Below are 12,539 nucleotides of genomic sequence, written 5' to 3'. Positions count from 1 at the left end.
AGGATCGGACATGTTTGACCCAGACCAGACCAGAGCACAAACGGCCGCGTCGCCCTTTCACGACGGTGAGCGTCATGTGCAGGCAAAGCTCGGTGACAGCGATGTGCAGCGCTGGGCAAGTGGCGCCATTCGCAGCTTCATGCCAGATCAGCACAGGGTCTTTTTCGAGCAACAGCCGTTTCTTGTCGTTTCCGGTCGGGACGGCGAGGGACGGCCGTGGGCCACGCTTCTAGAGGGCGGCCCGGGTTTTGTGCAGTCGCCGGAAGCAACCACGCTCGACATCTCGGCCCGTCCTATGACTGGCGATGCATTGGACGGGGCTTTTGCAGAGGGAGCCGATATCGGCCTCCTCGGCATCGAGCTGGCAACGCGCCGCCGCAACCGGGCTAATGGACGGGTGGCGGCGAACGATGGTGGCGGTATCCGTTTCGCGCTCGGCCAGTCCTTTGGCAATTGCCCGCAATATATCCGTGCCCGCAAATACTGGTGGTCGCCGGATAAACCCGAGGGTTCAGCGACCCGGGGCGCCGCGTTGACGGAGAGCCAGCAAGCCTGGATCAGAGCTGCCGACACGTTTTTCATCGCTTCCGGCTATCGGGGCGAGGACGACAATCCCGCCTACGGCATGGACATCTCGCACCGTGGCGGCGAGGCCGGTTTTGTCGAGGTCCTGGACGAGAGAACCCTGCGCTTTCCGGACTATGCCGGCAACCGGTTCTACAACACGATTGGCAATATCCTGAAGGACCCGCGCGTGGGCTTCTTGTTCGTCGATTTTGCCTCCGGCAGCCTCTTGCAAGTGACTGGCCGGGCCAGCATCGACTGGGACTCCAGCGCCGTTGCTCGAGTGCCGGGGGCGCGCCAGCTGATCACGCTGGAAATCGACGAGATCGTGGAGCTGCGCTCCATGCTGCGCCTGCGCTGGCAGGAGGACGCGGCATCAGCACGGGACCTGCGCCTGGTCAACAAGGTCCGGGAGAGCGCGGATGTCACATCGTTTTACCTTGAATCCCGCGACGGCGGCCCGCTGTCCCCGTTTCGGGCGGGCCAGCATCTGCCGATCGAACTGCATCTTGCCGGCGATCTCGGCAAGGTTCAGCGCAGCTATTCGTTGTCCGGCTCACCAGCGGACAGGCACTATCGGATTTCGGTCAAGCGCGAACCGCGAGGGCTGGTGTCGCGGGTTCTGCATGATGCGCTGGAAGTCGATTCGATCATTGGCAGCAGCAAGCCGGCGGGTGATTTTGTTTTGCCGCAGGATGCTGCACCGCTGGTTCTGGTCGGTGCCGGGATCGGTATCACGCCGCTCATGAGCATGCTGCACGAACTTGTCTCTGCCGGCGACACACGGCCAGTCTGGTTCGTGCAGGGTGTGCGTGACGGAGCCCATCACCCGTTCAGACAAGAGGCCGCAAGGCTCGCGTCGACGCGTTCGAACATCCAGCTGCACAGCGTCTACAGCCAGCCATCAGCGATCGATTTGGAAAAGCGCTCCTTCGACACGCAGGGCAGGGTATCAGGTAAGTTTCTGATTGACCTCGTTAGCCAGCCCGATGCGCGCTACCTGTTGTGTGGTCCGGCCGGATTTCTGGCTGAAGTGACCGCAGACCTGCAGCGGCATGGCGTGCCGGAGGACAGGATCTCGTTCGAGACGTTTTGAACGAGTTAAGGCCCAGATCCTGGGACCCGTCGCTCCGTATCCCGCGTTGCTACCCACCGGTGTCACCCCGGGTGAGCAAAGCGAGACCCGGGGCCTACTCATTTCCAGAGCGCTGCTGTTTTGCAGCACGTGTTGGAAGAGTTTCGATCAGTTTCAGCAAGCTTTGCGGCGAGTGGGCCCCGGATCTGCGCTTCGCTTGTCCGGGGTGACACCGGTGGTTCGCGTAAGTGCCGAATTGAAAATGTCAGCTGCCGTTCGAACCTGCTCGTCACTCTTCCGGTGCGAAGTCGATATGGATGTGGTTTCCATCCGGGTCCCAGACATTGATCGAGACCCTGCCGAACCCGGGCTGGACGGAGCGGCGGTAGGTCTCGCCACGCTCCTTGAGCCGGGCTTCGAAGGCTTCGGCGCCCGTCGCGGTGAAGGCAAAATGCTCCAGCTTCAGCCGCTCTTCCGACCCGACGGCCGGGCCGCCGTCGATGCCGACCAGGTGAATGGCGGCCGCGTCGCCAGCATAGAGCCAGGCACCTGGAAAGGGAAAATCCGGACGCGGACCGGGCTTCATGCCCAGGATGTCACCGTACCAGGCGATCATCGCGTCGAGTTGCGTCGTGCGCAGGTTGACATGGTCCAGTTTGCCGATCTGCATCAGGCTGCCTTCCATTTGATCGAGCAGCCGATGGAGGGGACCTGCTCGGCCGGGCCCTTGCCCGTTTCGGCAATCTGCTTCATCGCCTCAAAAAGCTCGCGACGCAGGTCCGGGGAGGAAGCCCCCATGCGGGTTGCGTCCAGACGGCCACGATACTGCAGGCCGTGATCGCTATTGAGCCCGAAAAAGTCCGGCGTGCAGACGGCGCCATAGGCCTTTGCAATTCTCTGATCGGCATCGTGCAGATAGGGGAAGGAAAAGCTGCGCTCCAGGGCCATCTTCTGCATGTTCTCGAAATTGTCCGCCGGGTAGGCGACCGGATCGTTGGAGCAGATCGCGGCCACACCGATGCCGTGTTGCTTCAGTTCATCCGCATCACGAACGATCTTGTCGAGAATGGCCAGCACGAACGGGCAGTGGTTGCAGATGAACATCACCAGCGTGCCGTTCTCACCCCGGACACTGTCAAGACTGTGCAGACCGCCATCTGTTGCGGGCAACTGGAAATGGGGTGCCTGCCAGTCGAAATCGCAGACCGGAGGGTTTAGGGCAGCCATTGGAACCTCTTTTCGCTGATGCGTTTCATCGAACAATAGAAGCCGGCGCGCCGGCTTCCCAGTGCTTAGGGTCAGGACCCATTAGTTTGAGTGAAATGATAGGGACAAATTTGCTCGGAGACGAGGCGCAATACTGCGGGAACCGTCCGACTTCCCAAGATTTGCAACGACTTCGCCTCTCAAATTCACCTTATGTCGCAAGAGTTCACAAACGAGTTTGATCAACTGCCGCAAGCCTGCTTTTCCTTGCAGCTTGTTGCCGATTGTCGCGCCATTTCGATCAAATTGGTGAGGCCTGACCGTAAAGAGTTTCGACGAGAATTTTCAACAAATCTCGTTTCAGTGATTGCCGGTTCAGCCGATCACGGTCATCTCGTTCAAGGTGAAATCGGCTACGGCGCCCTCTGTTGCAGTCATGTAGGCCGCAAGGTGCGGAGCATTCATGTGGGTCTGCCAAAGCTCGCGGCTTTCCCAGTTTTCGTAGAACATGAAATGTGCCGGATTTTCATTGTCCTGGTGCAGGTCGTAATTGAGACATCCGGGTTCCGCACGTGTGATGTCGATCAGTTTGTGCAGTTCGGCTTTGACAAGGTCGATCTTGTCCGGATGTGCTTTGATATTGGCAACGATGGTCAGTTTGGTCATGGCCTGTCTCCTTGGTGTCTGAACATTGATGTTCATTGAGTAGCCGCTTGACATTGTCGGATAAACGGTCAGAAATCGGATTGTTAATCCGGAATTTCCGTATAATGCTGCTCGACAACATCTCACTCTTCCTGCTGATCGTGGAAAAAGGCAGCCTGGCTGCCGCTGGTCGGGAGATCGGGGTGTCCCCGACGACCGTTTCAGAACGGCTTGCTGCGCTGGAAGGTCATTATGGCGTCACCTTGTTGAATCGGACGACACGTTCCATCAGTCTTACCGAAGAAGGGCGCATGCTGGTTGAAGGCGCCAAACCCGTGCTGGAGGAGGTTTCGGATCTTGAAAACAGGATTCGTTTCGGTGCCCGGACACTATCAGGCCAGATCCGCCTGAGCGCACCTAATGATCTCGGCCGGACCATTATCTCCGAAGCCATCCGTTCGTTTCAGGAGCAACATCCGGGCATCTCGATCGACCTTACCTTGTCAGACGGTTATGTGGACATCGTTGGCTCCGGCCTCGACCTTGCGGTGCGCTTCGGGGCGATCGGAGACAGCTCGCTCCGGGTGCGGGCACTGCCCGCCAAGCGGCGCATCGTCTGTGCAGCACCGGTTTATCTCGACAGGTTCGGAGCCCCGACCACACCGGAAGATCTGAAAAGTCACCGGTGTCTGATCATGCGGTTCGGCCAGAACATCGACAATCTGTGGGTGTTTGGATCGGGCGCCTCAAGGCAGGCCGTGACGGTGCCCGGTTTTCTCGTTGCCAATGACGGCGCGCTGGTGCGCCAATGGGGACTGGAAGGCCGCGGCGTGATGCTGAAATCCGAATTCGATATTCGGGAGGATCTGCGCAGTGGACGTCTGTGCGAGCTGCTGACCGAATTTGAAATGTCGACTGCGCCTTTGCAGTTGCTCTTTCCACCCGGCAAGGCTGCGCCGCGACGCGTGAAGGCATTTGCGGATCATGTCACCGCGGCCTTCAAAACGTTTGGCTAGTGTTTGAGCGGGCCGATTAACCAGCGGAAAAAAAATATCTGAAACGAAGATTTTCTCCTTGCGCCATCGGACAAACGGGCGCATACACGCGCTGCCCAAATTCGCACGTGCCCGTGGTCGTTCATGGGGTGTCTCACAAGGCATCTCTTAAGGGGCAGCAGCCAATTCAACCGCCAAGGGGCGGGCTGCAGGTCCGGACGGCTTAAAGCAACGACGTAAGAGGGCTTTTTTAGTCTCGGCCGGGGTTTCCAACCTCCGGGGTCACTGAAGAGGCACTTGTTACATCCTTGCCCGACGTGCGGCTCGGTCTCTCCGATCCAATCAACGGCATTCCCGACGCGGGAAAGTTTTGCGCTGGTCCCAGCTGCAAGGCCCAACCGTCGCTGCGGTCAACCCGGCCTCCGGTTCCATCCCGGGGGAGGCCCGGTGCGTTCCGCAGCACCCTGCGACGTGACTTGCTGCGCGCCAACCGACTTGATGCGCGTTTGCAGATTGATTTGAGAAAGGGGAATTCCCCATGAGCGACCGTATCCGCGACTTCCTCCGCCGACGGGACGACGATGGCCCTTGTGTTGTGGTCGATCTCGACATTGTGCGCGAGAACTTCGAAGCCTTTGCCAGGTCCCTCCCGGACACGTCCATCTACTACGCCGTGAAGGCCAACCCGGCACCGGAAATCCTGTCGCTCCTGGAAAGCCTGGGGTCCTCTTTCGACTGCGCCTCCGTTGGCGAGATCGAAATGGTGCTGGCCACCGGTGCCACCGCCGACCGCATTTCCTACGGCAACACCATCAAGAAGGAGAAGGACATTGCGCGCGCCTATCAGCATGGCATCCACCTCTTTGCCGTCGACTGTGTTGAAGAAGTCGAAAAGATCGCCCGCGTCGCTCCGGGATCCAAAGTCTTCTGCCGGGTCCTGTGTGACGGTGCCGGCGCCGAATGGCCGCTTTCCCGCAAATTCGGCTGTGACCCGGACATGGCGCCCGACGTCCTTGAGCACGCGCACCGTCTCGGCCTCGTCGCCTATGGCGTCTCCTTCCATGTCGGCTCCCAGCAAGCCAACCTCTCAGCCTGGGATTTCGCTCTCGCCATGGCGGCAGGGGTCTTCAAGGAAATGGCGCAGCGCGGCATCGAGCTGAAGATGGTGAATATGGGTGGGGGCTTCCCGACCCGTTACCTGAAAGACATTCCGGGTGTGCCGAGCTATGGCGAAGCGATCTTCCATGCGCTGACCAAGCATTTCGGCAACCAGCTGCCGTCGACCATCATCGAGCCGGGCCGCGGCATGGTCGGCAATGCCGGTATGATCGAGGCCGAAGTGGTGCTGATCTCGCGGAAATCCGAACAGGATGAAACCCGCTGGGTCTATCTCGACATCGGCATGTTCAACGGCCTGGCCGAAACCATGGACGAGGCGATCCGCTACCCGATCCGGACTGCCCGCGACGGCGACCGGACCGAACCTTGCGTGCTGGCCGGCCCGACCTGCGACAGTGTCGACGTGCTCTACGAAAAGACGCCCTACCATTTGCCGGTTAGCCTTTCCATCGGTGACAAGGTGCTGATTGAAGCCTGCGGGGCTTACACGACCACCTATTCCACGGTTGGCTTCAACGGTTTCGCGCCGCTGGCATCCCACGTCATCTGAGGCCTCCTGCCATGATCGACATTGTCGAGGAGGTGCCGGCTCACGCCGGCGCCCGCGAAGCGCTGCTCGACCTTTGTTTCGGCGACGAGCGGTTCACAAAAACTTCGGAGCGCTTGCGTGAGGGCCGTCTGCCCGTGTTCGCATTTTCAGCGTTGGACGAATCTGGCAGGCTGGTCGGCACGGTAAGGCTCTGGTCTGTGGCGGACCGCAACGGCAAACTATGTCTGTTGCTCGGACCTCTTGCCGTCGACCCGGCCTGCCGGGGAAGCAAGGTGGGAGACCGGTTGATGCGTCATGCGCTCAACCAGTGCGCACTCCATGGCCACGGATCGGTGATCCTGGTCGGCGATCTGCCTTATTACACGCGTTTCGGGTTCGAGGCGGGGCGGCTGGACGAGGCTAGTTTGCCGGGTCCGGTTTCCCGGGAGCGGTTTCTTGGCCTTGAATTTGCGGCTGGACATCTGGCTGGCCTGAACGGTCCGCTGTCAGCTGCCGGGCTTGCAGACCTTGCAGGACCGACTGCAGCGACCCAAGATCTTTATCCGGTATCAAAGCTTGCTTGACTTGCAGTCCCGACGGAAGGCTGTGATTTCTTCGCCGCCATCTCTTACGTTTTCCTGACTGACTTTGTTTGCTGAGAAGTACAAACAGGCAAAAGTCTGTTGATCGTCCTGACCAGGAAAAGCGGACGCAAGACTTGAAATTTCAGCAGAAACCGGTCACACCTTAGAAAAGGCGCATTAAGTGCGCTTTGGTGAATGAAGGGATTCCCAGCGGGCCGGACCCAGCTCCAGGAGAGGGGGCGGCGATCATGGACAAGATTGGAGCTTGAGAATGACCGACGACAGCAACGGCGGCGTGCCAAAGAAACCAGCTCGGAAACCGGCTACGGCGCGTAAACCGGCGACGAAGGCGGCAACGGGCAAGCCAGCCGCTGCCAAATCGGCCAGCTCCACGTCACGCAAGACAGCCGCCAAACCGTCTGCGGCAGCGAAGACCGCGGCGAAACCGGCCGCCAGGGCCGCTTCAAGCAAATCCACGAAAACGTCGTCTGCGGTCAGACCGCCGGCAGCTGCAAAGCCAGCCGCAGCCAAAACGACTGCAGCCACCAAGTCAAACGCTGCCCGGAAACCGGCTGCCACCAAGGCAGCTGCCACGAAGACCGCCGCAAAACCGCCTGCGGCGGCAAAGACTGCGACCGCAAAGGCACCGGCAGCGTCAGAAACGGCGGCGGCCAAGAAACCAGCCACAACCCGCAAGGCGGCCACCACCAAGGCGGCCACCACCAAGACAGCCACGTCAAGGGCAGCCGCCAAGGTACCGGCCGCAACAAAGACAAATGCAGCTGCCCGGAAACCGGCCACGCCGAAAACGCCTGCTGCGAAACAGGCAGCGAGCAAGCCCGCCGCGACAAAAGCGGCTGCGCCCATGAAAACGACCGCCAGAAAACCTGCAGCCACCCGGAAACCGGCCACTGTCAAGGCAACCGCAAAGCCGGCCGCCAAGGCGCCGGCAGCCCCAAAGACGGCAGCGGCCGCCAAGAAGCCGGCGACGCAGAAACCTGCTGCTGCGAAACCGTCGGCCAAGTCAACGGTGGCAAAGCCGGCTACAGCTGCAAAAGCACCTGCCAGAAAGCCCGCAGCCAAAGCGGGACCTGCGAAAGGGACGATTCACGGCACCATCACCGGTCCGGTGGTGATGATCGGTCTGGGCTCCATCGGCAAGGGCACGTTGCCGCTGATCGAACGGCACTTCAATTTCGACGCCTCCCGCTTCACCGTGATCGACCCGGTCGACACGGACGCAAAGCTGGTCACGGACCGTGGCTACGCGTTCCAAAAGGTTGCGCTGACGCCGGACAATTACAAGGACATCCTGACACCGCTCCTGACCGAAGGAGAGGGGCAAGGGTTTGTTGTCAACCTGTCGGTCGATACGTCGTCGCTCGATCTGATGAAGCTCTGCCGCAAGCTCGGCGTACTTTATATCGACACCGTCGTCGAACCGTGGCTTGGTTTTTATTTCGACGAGACCGCTTCTGCGGCGGACCGGACGAACTATGCCTTGCGCGAAACCGTGCGCAAGGAAAAAGCCAGGAAACCGGGCGGTACAACAGCCGTGTCCTGCTGCGGCGCCAATCCGGGCATGGTCTCCTGGTTCGTGAAACAGGCCCTGGTCGACATTGCCACGGAGACGGGCGTCAAGTTCAAGGAGCCCAAGTCCCGCAAGGACTGGGGCAAGCTGATGAAGAAGGTCGGCGTCAAGGGAATCCACATTGCGGAGCGCGACACCCAGCGAGCCAAGGAACCGAAACCGGCCGGTGAATTCTGGAACACCTGGTCCGTGGAAGGCTTTCTGTCAGAAGGCTTTCAGCCGGCGGAACTCGGCTGGGGGACCCATGAAACCTGGAAACCGTCCAACGCCAGGAAACACAAGAAGGGCTGCAAGGCAGCCATCTACCTGGAACAGCCGGGCGCCAATACGCGCGTCAGAACCTGGTGCCCGACACCGGGTGCCCAGTACGGCTACCTGGTAACCCACAATGAAGCGATTTCCATCGCCGACTATTTCACCGTCGGCGAGGGCAAGAAGGTCAGCTATCGTCCGACCTGTCACTATGCCTATCACCCCGCCAACGTCGCGGTTCTGTCGCTGCACGAACTGTTCGGGTCGGCTGGCAAGATCCAGCAGAAGCTTCATGTTCTGGACGAAAATGAACTTCAGGATGGCATCGACGAGCTCGGCGTCCTGCTCTACGGCCACAAGAAAAATGCCTATTGGTATGGATCCCAGCTCTCGGTTGAAGAGACACGCAAGCTGGCGCCTTACCAGAACGCCACCGGCCTGCAGGTGACCTCCGCCGTCATCGCCGGCATGGTCTGGGCGCTGGAGAATCCGGAAGCCGGCATCGTTGAAACCGACGAGATGGACTACAAGCGCTGCCTGGAAATCCAGCGGCCCTATCTCGGTCCGGTCAAGGGGTATTATACCGACTGGACACCGCTGGAAGGCCGGCCGGGTTTTTATCCGGAAGACATTGATACCAAGGACCCCTGGCAGTTCCGCAACATCCTTGTGCGATAAGTCTGACAGCGACGTCTCGCCCAAAGATAGGTTTTTGAAGACACCGCCCCAATGGGCGGTGTCTCCCCCGTTGGGCAGGATAGAGGGGCAATCCGCCAGATCGGAATGCTCTCCGGCAAAGATTTTGGAACAGGGCGTTTGAGGAACAGGATCATCATGCTTTCGGGGGTGACCCGGAAAGATCGACACCAGGTGATGACCGAGGTGAATGACGCTGTTTTGCACTCAGGTGGTTGGGTCGAAGGTCACACGTTGCTGTCCAACATCGCAACGGTTTTCAAGCTTGAACTTCCCGTCAAAGGACTTCAGGTCCTGGCTGACAAGCTCGAGCCGTTAGAGGTGCGTCTCGATGAGGAGAGCAGGGAGACCGTGGCAAAGGTGACCGGCACGGCCGGGGCCCCGTCTGTTGAAATCCGGGTTACGCTCAACGTTACCTTCATCCATGACGAGCCTGATTTGCGGCGCGCCGTCCCGGCTGTCCCGGGCTGAGGGGCTTGCGCCCCGCAGTTTCATTCGTGTCAGGTGGGCTGTTGGTCGGAGACCGCCTTTTGAAGCTTCCGGTTCGCGACCTTCAGTGCCAGCAGCCGCGCCAGGACCACGGCGGCGGCAACGGCCCCCAGACCGATCAGAAGGTCGGGGTAGGCACCGAATGGCAAACGGAAAGACAACGCGAAGATTTCCAGAAAACTGCCGGTGAAAGCCAGGAACAGGGCGCCCGCCAATGCGAAGGCCATTCCATCCCCGGAAAAGAAACCCCGGCGGCGTCTGGACTGGAAGAAGCCGGAGACACGCAGATAGGCATAAACGGTGGCGCAGAACAGGCCCGTGATCAGCAGCAGCAGTCCCGCGTCGGCGATGTGGTAGGTGGACAGAAAGGTCCAGACTTTGTCGAAGTGTTGCATATTCCGCTCTCAGTGCTCCGGGCAGAAGGGGCTGCCGGACGCCGTCAGTTCATTGATATTGTTCAGGAGCAATCAACGCTGAAGGAGCAGATGGGGATTGATTGATACACATGCCAGAGGTCCGCAAACAAATCTTTTTGTTGCCCTATTTGCCGGGTGCCGGATTGCTGTCAGGCAATTGGCGGCACCCGTTGGGGCGCGGAAGGCAGTGGGGCGGGGCAATGGTGCCACCTGATTACCAGCCGAACTGGAACGTTGTTCCGGTCTGGCCGTAGCCGTTTTGCACCACATGGCCGTTTGTGTTCTTGCCGAACTGAAACAGGCCATAGGCATGATTGTTGCCATGCTGCTGAATGGTGCCGTTATGACCGTTGCCGTCCTGGACAAGAATGCCGTGATTGCCGAAACCGTTTTGCAGGATGCCTGCCGCGTTGCCGAAACCGTTCTGCTTGATTCCGCCCTGTTTGCTCATCTCGTTGGCAATGCCGGCGGCGATCAGGCCAGCGCGCATCAATTGCTGCTGCTCGTGGTTTTGAGGATTCAACGTGAAGGAAAAAGATCCACCGGCAAGGGCAGGCGAGGTGGACAGGCCGCTCATGATCACGGCTGCGGCGGACAGGGATTTGATCTTGTAAGTCATTGAAGAAGCTCCTGGATCGCGTTCAGTTAGATGTTGTTGCCAATGCGTTTGCTGCAGGAATGTGTCTTGCCGGCGAGCGAGATCTGCAGGTCTGCGTCGTAGACGCCGGAGCTGGCAAGGCGAATGGTGCCGGTTTTTGCTTCACCGCTCGATCCGATGGCAAAGGCGCCGCCCTGGCTAGTGCTGGTGCTGTTGCGGCCATCGCCGCCCTTGAGCGTCAGCCTGTACAGACCTGTCTCGCCTTGAACGCCTCTGGCGATGCCGGTCAGGACCGTCGCGCCTGATGTTGAAAGCGTTTCAATGGTGCAGGCGGACTGATAGTCCGTTTCCTGGGCGTTCGATCCGGACACCGCCTGACAGGCGGCCGCCGTCGCGGCGACCACAGCCAGAAATCCGATTTTTGCAAAGTTGCGCATGAGAGGGGCTCCTCAGGGTCGCTTCGGTGGCCATGGAGTGGCCACCGATAATGCGGGAAGGGTCAGGGAAGACCCGGCTTACGGGCAGGTCTGGACGAATGCGGCAACGTTGCCGGAGCCGGCCTGGTTCACAGAGGCGTCGCAGCCATGTCCGACCTGGACACCGGCGGCGATGTTGCCGTTGCCGTCCTGGGTCATGATTGCATTGTGATCGGTTCCGAACTGGCCGACACCTGCGGAATTGCCGAAGCCGTTTTGCCAGGTGTCCGCGAAATGGTGAGCGCCGGTCTGGCCGATAGCGGCCGTGTTGCCGTTGCCGAACTGTCGGCTGAGACCTTCATTGTGATGGCCGTCCTGGAAGATGCCGATCAGGTTGTCGAAGCCGTTCTGGGTTCCGCCGGTGACATGGCCAAAACCGAATTGCTCGATATTGATGCCGTTGGCGCTTGCGGGCAGGGCGGCGGCGGAGAAGGTCAGGGCAGTGGCGGTGGTAATGATCAGCTTGCGAAACATTTGAACGAACTCCTGTCGGGTCGGCTGTGCCGTTGTTTTGAAGACAGGTGGACGCTAACCGGCATGCGCGGAACCGACGCTGAATGTTGCATTCAGGAAGTGTTCATCGAGCCGATTCTGTCTGGTTTCAGGCCCAAAAGCCCTTATCTTGTGCGTGTTATTCGGAGGAATTTTTCAGATGTTGCAGGTTCAGGAGGGACGTCCCGCTCCAAATATTGAGCAAGTAGAGCGCAAGCGGCGGCTGCGTCTTGTCGTCATTGTCTATCCCTTTGCACTGACGCTGATCGCCCTTGCCGCGAACGTGTTTCTGCTCGGTATTGCTCCGCTCGCCATGGCGTTGCCATCGCAGGAGGTTGTAGCGGTTTTGGCGGCGTCAGCCGTTTTGCTGCTGGTCAACCATTCCTGGCTGATGACGCAGACCGAGCTGACCAGAAGCCGGTACGATTTGTATGCGACGCCCGAGGAATGGCAGGCAGCCCGGAAGGAGAGCGCCAAAGCGTCGGCGGAAGGGATAGCGGAAGTCGGGCGGTGTCAGAACGCCCATCGCAACACCACCGAGAACGCCGTCTATTTTGTGTTCCTGGCCGGGCTGATGGCTTTCGTGACGCCGTCATTCCCGGCAGTCGTTGCCTGGATCGGCGGATTCGGATTGGCCCGGCTCGGTTATTCCTATGCGTATCTCTCGGGTAGGTCCGGGATGCGCGGTGCATTCATGAGCCTCGGGCTCCTGAGCCTTTATGGCTTGGCAAGCTATCTTGTGCTTGCTCTGCTTCATTAAAGAAGCCGGACCAGGGTCTGCAGGCATCGATCAATCAGCCTCGCCGACAGCG

15 protein-coding genes are annotated in these 12,539 nt (G+C 59.8%); 7 read left to right on the top strand and 8 right to left on the bottom strand.

Going from position 1 to position 12,539, the window contains the following annotated elements:
* The first annotated feature begins 10 nt into the window (after positions 1-10).
* Positions 11-1,660 (top strand): pyridoxamine 5'-phosphate oxidase family protein, encoded by a 1,650-nt coding sequence (locus ACO6TG_RS03865; protein WP_422376949.1) that lies wholly within the window; start codon positions 11-13, stop codon positions 1,658-1,660.
* Positions 1,661-1,928: 268 nt separating this feature from the next.
* Here the strand turns inward: ACO6TG_RS03865 and ACO6TG_RS03860 are convergent, their stop codons facing one another.
* The 3 genes from ACO6TG_RS03860 to ACO6TG_RS03850 form a co-directional block, all read right to left on the bottom strand.
* Entirely contained in the window at positions 1,929-2,309 is a 381-nt protein-coding gene (locus ACO6TG_RS03860; RefSeq protein ID WP_422376948.1) for a VOC family protein, read from the bottom strand.
* Positions 2,309-2,866, bottom strand: coding sequence for a thioredoxin family protein (locus ACO6TG_RS03855; protein ID WP_422376947.1), 558 nt, complete (start codon positions 2,864-2,866; stop codon positions 2,309-2,311). The genes ACO6TG_RS03860 and ACO6TG_RS03855 overlap by 1 nt, the downstream gene beginning before the upstream one ends.
* A gap of 354 nt (positions 2,867-3,220) precedes the next feature.
* Positions 3,221-3,511, bottom strand: coding sequence for a putative quinol monooxygenase (locus ACO6TG_RS03850; protein ID WP_422376946.1), 291 nt, complete (start codon positions 3,509-3,511; stop codon positions 3,221-3,223).
* Positions 3,512-3,615: 104 nt separating this feature from the next.
* Here ACO6TG_RS03850 and ACO6TG_RS03845 point away from each other — a divergent pair, with 104 nt between their 5' ends.
* The 3 genes from ACO6TG_RS03845 to ACO6TG_RS03835 all read left to right on the top strand — a co-directional run bounded on the left by ACO6TG_RS03845 (position 3,616) and on the right by ACO6TG_RS03835 (position 6,717).
* Positions 3,616-4,506: a LysR family transcriptional regulator gene (locus ACO6TG_RS03845; RefSeq protein ID WP_422376945.1), complete on the top strand. Its 891-nt coding sequence runs from the start codon at positions 3,616-3,618 to the stop codon at positions 4,504-4,506.
* A gap of 517 nt (positions 4,507-5,023) precedes the next feature.
* Positions 5,024-6,154 (top strand): type III PLP-dependent enzyme, encoded by a 1,131-nt coding sequence (locus ACO6TG_RS03840; protein ID WP_422376944.1) that lies wholly within the window; start codon positions 5,024-5,026, stop codon positions 6,152-6,154.
* A gap of 11 nt (positions 6,155-6,165) precedes the next feature.
* A complete protein-coding gene (locus ACO6TG_RS03835; protein ID WP_422376943.1) occupies positions 6,166-6,717 on the top strand; it encodes a GNAT family N-acetyltransferase in 552 nt (183 codons plus the stop codon).
* Positions 6,718-6,963: 246 nt separating this feature from the next.
* Here the strand turns inward: ACO6TG_RS03835 and ACO6TG_RS03830 are convergent, their stop codons facing one another.
* Positions 6,964-7,800, bottom strand: a complete 837-nt coding sequence (locus tag ACO6TG_RS03830; protein WP_422376942.1) for a hypothetical protein — start codon at positions 7,798-7,800, stop codon at positions 6,964-6,966.
* 52 nt (positions 7,801-7,852) lie between these two features.
* Between ACO6TG_RS03830 and ACO6TG_RS03825 the strand changes: the two genes are divergently transcribed.
* Together ACO6TG_RS03825 and ACO6TG_RS03820 are read left to right on the top strand one after the other, a co-directional pair.
* Positions 7,853-9,238, top strand: a complete 1,386-nt coding sequence (locus ACO6TG_RS03825) for a homospermidine synthase (RefSeq protein WP_422378836.1) — start codon at positions 7,853-7,855, stop codon at positions 9,236-9,238.
* 195 nt (positions 9,239-9,433) lie between these two features.
* Positions 9,434-9,727: a hypothetical protein gene (locus ACO6TG_RS03820; RefSeq protein WP_422376941.1), complete on the top strand. Its 294-nt coding sequence runs from the start codon at positions 9,434-9,436 to the stop codon at positions 9,725-9,727.
* Between the two features lie 29 nt (positions 9,728-9,756).
* Here ACO6TG_RS03820 and ACO6TG_RS03815 read toward each other — a convergent pair whose 3' ends face one another.
* The 4 genes from ACO6TG_RS03815 to ACO6TG_RS03800 form a co-directional block, all read right to left on the bottom strand.
* On the bottom strand, positions 9,757-10,140 hold the full coding sequence (locus ACO6TG_RS03815) for a hypothetical protein (protein WP_422376940.1): 384 nt from the start codon (positions 10,138-10,140) through the stop codon (positions 9,757-9,759).
* A gap of 235 nt (positions 10,141-10,375) precedes the next feature.
* Positions 10,376-10,780: a curlin gene (locus ACO6TG_RS03810; RefSeq protein WP_422376939.1), complete on the bottom strand. Its 405-nt coding sequence runs from the start codon at positions 10,778-10,780 to the stop codon at positions 10,376-10,378.
* 26 nt (positions 10,781-10,806) lie between these two features.
* The gene (csgH, locus tag ACO6TG_RS03805) at positions 10,807-11,196 is read right to left on the bottom strand and encodes a curli-like amyloid fiber formation chaperone CsgH (protein ID WP_422376938.1); all 390 of its coding nucleotides are present in this window, start codon (positions 11,194-11,196) and stop codon (positions 10,807-10,809) included.
* 78 nt (positions 11,197-11,274) lie between these two features.
* Positions 11,275-11,709, bottom strand: a complete 435-nt coding sequence (locus tag ACO6TG_RS03800) for a curlin (protein WP_422376937.1) — start codon at positions 11,707-11,709, stop codon at positions 11,275-11,277.
* Positions 11,710-11,887: 178 nt separating this feature from the next.
* Here ACO6TG_RS03800 and ACO6TG_RS03795 point away from each other — a divergent pair, with 178 nt between their 5' ends.
* Positions 11,888-12,487, top strand: coding sequence for an MAPEG family protein (locus ACO6TG_RS03795; protein WP_422376936.1), 600 nt, complete (start codon positions 11,888-11,890; stop codon positions 12,485-12,487).
* Positions 12,488-12,539 lie beyond the last annotated feature (52 nt).

The organism is Roseibium sp., assembly GCF_965233565.1.
In the GTDB taxonomy this organism is placed as follows: domain Bacteria; phylum Pseudomonadota; class Alphaproteobacteria; order Rhizobiales; family Stappiaceae; genus Roseibium.
The sequence above is the reverse complement of the archived record's forward strand: the minus strand, read 5'-3'. Positions and strand labels throughout refer to the sequence as shown.

Bases quoted from the DNA above. Each gene is read 5' to 3' on its own strand.
- ACO6TG_RS03865 (WP_422376949.1), top strand. From the start codon at position 11: ATGTTTGACCCAGACCAGACCAGAGCACAAACGGCCGCGTCGCCCTTT.
- ACO6TG_RS03860 (WP_422376948.1), bottom strand. From the start codon at position 2,309: ATGCAGATCGGCAAACTGGACCATGTCAACCTGCGCACGACGCAACTC.
- ACO6TG_RS03855 (WP_422376947.1), bottom strand. From the start codon at position 2,866: ATGGCTGCCCTAAACCCTCCGGTCTGCGATTTCGACTGGCAGGCACCC.
- ACO6TG_RS03850 (WP_422376946.1), bottom strand. From the start codon at position 3,511: ATGACCAAACTGACCATCGTTGCCAATATCAAAGCACATCCGGACAAG.
- ACO6TG_RS03845 (WP_422376945.1), top strand. From the start codon at position 3,616: ATGCTGCTCGACAACATCTCACTCTTCCTGCTGATCGTGGAAAAAGGC.
- ACO6TG_RS03840 (WP_422376944.1), top strand. From the start codon at position 5,024: ATGAGCGACCGTATCCGCGACTTCCTCCGCCGACGGGACGACGATGGC.
- ACO6TG_RS03835 (WP_422376943.1), top strand. From the start codon at position 6,166: ATGATCGACATTGTCGAGGAGGTGCCGGCTCACGCCGGCGCCCGCGAA.
- ACO6TG_RS03825 (WP_422378836.1), top strand. From the start codon at position 7,853: ATGATCGGTCTGGGCTCCATCGGCAAGGGCACGTTGCCGCTGATCGAA.
- ACO6TG_RS03820 (WP_422376941.1), top strand. From the start codon at position 9,434: ATGACCGAGGTGAATGACGCTGTTTTGCACTCAGGTGGTTGGGTCGAA.
- ACO6TG_RS03815 (WP_422376940.1), bottom strand. From the start codon at position 10,140: ATGCAACACTTCGACAAAGTCTGGACCTTTCTGTCCACCTACCACATC.
- ACO6TG_RS03810 (WP_422376939.1), bottom strand. From the start codon at position 10,780: ATGACTTACAAGATCAAATCCCTGTCCGCCGCAGCCGTGATCATGAGC.
- csgH (WP_422376938.1), bottom strand. From the start codon at position 11,196: ATGCGCAACTTTGCAAAAATCGGATTTCTGGCTGTGGTCGCCGCGACG.
- ACO6TG_RS03800 (WP_422376937.1), bottom strand. From the start codon at position 11,709: ATGTTTCGCAAGCTGATCATTACCACCGCCACTGCCCTGACCTTCTCC.
- ACO6TG_RS03795 (WP_422376936.1), top strand. From the start codon at position 11,888: ATGTTGCAGGTTCAGGAGGGACGTCCCGCTCCAAATATTGAGCAAGTA.